This is a genomic window from Agrobacterium sp. 22-226-1, from assembly GCF_053522345.1.
In genome coordinates this window covers 1-2,490 of sequence record NZ_JBNWCP010000048.1, presented here as the reverse complement: position 1 = coordinate 2,490, position 2,490 = coordinate 1, and the positions used below count along the sequence as shown (strand labels likewise).

The window sequence follows — 2,490 nt, the reverse complement described above, 5'->3', positions numbered from 1 at the left end:
TGTTGGTTTCCACGCGGAACTGAGCCGGTTTTTCCACCGAGAAGTGAGCCACCTCTAAGTATGGTTGTCTGATCAGGCTTTGGTCAATGGGTTGGCCTTTTCTCCTCTCTTTTGTGCCGCGGCGGCCGAACTCGCTTTGAAGCGGAAGCTGTCGTTCCCGGTTTCCAGGATATGGCAACGATGGGTCAGGCGGTCGAGCAAAGCGGTCGTCATTTTGGCGTCGCCGAAGACGGTGGCCCATTCACTGAAGCTGAGGTTGGTGGTGATGATGACGCTGGTGCGCTCGTAAAGCTTGCTCAGCAGGTGGAAGAGCAGCGCTCCGCCTGAAGCGCTGAACGGAAGGTATCCGAGCTCATCGAGGATCAGCAGATCGAGGCGAACCAGCGTCTCGGCGATCTGGCCTGCTCTGCCTTTGGCCTTCTCCTGCTCGAGGGCATTGACCAATTCGATGGTCGAGAAGAAGCGGACCTTTCGGCGATGATGCTCGATCGCCTGGACACCGAGTGCCGTTGCCACGTGGGTTTTGCCTGTGCCCGGCCCGCCGACAAGCACGATATTCTGCGCTCCGTCCATGAACTCGCATCGGTGCAACTGGCGCACCGTCGCTTCGTTGATCTCGCTGGCGGCGAAGTCGTATCCGGAGATGTCCTTGTAGGCCGGGAAGCGGGCAGCCTTCATGTGATAGGCGATGGAGCGGACCTCACGTTCGGCCATCTCGGCTTTCAGCAACTGGGACAGGATCGGCACGGCCGCATCGAACGCTGGGGCTCCTTGCTCGATGAGGTCCGTGACCGCTTGGGCCATGCCATACATCTTCAGGCTACGCAGCATGATGACGACGGCGGCGCTGGCGGGATCATGACGCATGACGACCTCCTACGATCCGGACCCGCAAGCCATCGTAGCGTTCGACGTTGGCCTTGGGTTCGTGCAGCAGGGTCAGCGCTTGTGGCGTATCGATGTCGGGACCGTCAGTCGTCTTGCCGTCGATCAGACGATGCAGCAGGTTCAGCACATGCGTTTTAGTCGCCACGCCCGCATCCAAGGCCAGTTCCACAGCCCTGACGACGACCTGTTCGTCGTGATGAAGAACAAGAGCTAGTATGTCCACCATCTCACGATCACCGCCGGGGCGGCGGAGCATCTGGTCCTGTAGTCGCCGAAAGGCCAACGGTAATTCCAGGAAGGGTGCGCCATTGCGCAGGGCACCGGGCTTGCGCTGGATGACGGCAAGGTAATGTCGCCAGTCGTAAATCGTCCTCGGCGGTTTGTCGTGGCTGCGTTCTATGATCCGCGGATGTTCGCAGAGGATATTGCCTTCGGCTGCAACGACCAGTCGTTCGGGATAAATCCGCAGGCTGACGGGCCGGTTCGCAAACGATGCAGGCACACTGTAGCGGTTCCGTTCGAAGGTGATCAGGCATGTTGGTGAGACTCGCTTGCTCTGTTCGACAAAGCCGTCGAAAGCTGCAGGCAACGCCATCAGTGCGGCCTGCTCGGCTGCCCAGATGTCCGCAATCGTTCCGGGCAAAGTGCCATGCGGTGTCTCGCGCCACAGGTTTTGGCAATGATGTTCCAGCCAGGCATTCAACGCCACCAAATCCGGGAAGTCCGGCATCTGTTGCCATAGCCGCGGTCGGGCATCCTGGACGTTTTTCTCGACCTGACCCTTTTCCCATCCTGCCGCTGGATTGCAGAACTCGGGCGCGAAGACGTAGTGGTTTGTCATCGCGAGGAAACGGATATTGACCTGTCGCTCCTTGCCGCGGCCCACGCGATCGACCGCAGTGCGCATATTGTCATAAATTCCCCGCGCAGGCACACCGCCGAAGACCCTGAAGCCGTGCCAATGGGCGTCAAAGAGCATCTCGTGCGTTTGCAGCAGGTAGGCTCTGACCAGAAAAGCACGGCTGTGTGATAGCTTGATGTGTGCGACCTGAAGCTTCGTGCGCTCGCCGCCTACCACGGCATAATCTTCACTCCAATCGAACTGGAATGCTTCGCCTGGGCGGAAAGACAGCGGAACGAATATGCCGCGGCCCGCCGTCTGCTGCTCAGTCCGCCACTCACGGGCGAAGGCGGCGACCCGGCCATAGGAGCCGGTAAAGCCCAGAGCCACCAGATCAGCATGAACCTGCTTCAGCGTTCGGCGCTGCTTCCGCGACTTTCCGGCCTCGGTCTTCAGCCAGCCAGCAAGTTTGTCGGCAAAAGGATCAAGCTTGCTCGGTCGTTCCGGTACCGTGAACGTCGGCTCTATCGTACCCGCGCTCAAATACTTCGCGATCGTGTTGCGCGACAGCCCGGTGCGCCGGCTGATCTCGCGGATCGACTGCTTCTCGCGCAGCGCCATCCGACGGATGATGTTTAAAAGTCCCATGTGGATCACTCCGTTGCCCCCGTCGCTCACCGCGTTGGGGGGAAGGTTCACATGGCTCAATTCTCAATGGAAATTATGCGCCTAACCGGCTCAGTTCTGCGTGGAAACCAACA

2 protein-coding genes are annotated in these 2,490 nt (G+C 59.6%); both read right to left on the bottom strand.

The genetic code is table 11. The features are described from left to right. Positions 1 to 72: 72 nt before the first annotated feature. On the bottom strand, positions 73 to 867 hold the full coding sequence (gene istB / locus ACQZ5K_RS26955; RefSeq protein WP_448742078.1) for an IS21-like element helper ATPase IstB: 795 nt from the start codon (positions 865 to 867) through the stop codon (positions 73 to 75). Continuing rightward, entirely contained in the window at positions 857 to 2,377 is a 1,521-nt protein-coding gene (gene istA, locus ACQZ5K_RS26950; protein WP_448742077.1) for an IS21 family transposase, read from the bottom strand. Before istA ends, istB begins: the two co-directional genes overlap by 11 nt. Positions 2,378 to 2,490 lie beyond the last annotated feature (113 nt).

Excerpts from the sequence above, each read along its gene's own strand:
- istB (WP_448742078.1), bottom strand. The coding sequence starts at position 867 with ATGCGTCATGATCCCGCCAGCGCCGCCGTCGTCATCATGCTGCGTAGC.
- istA (WP_448742077.1), bottom strand. The coding sequence starts at position 2,377 with ATGGGACTTTTAAACATCATCCGTCGGATGGCGCTGCGCGAGAAGCAG.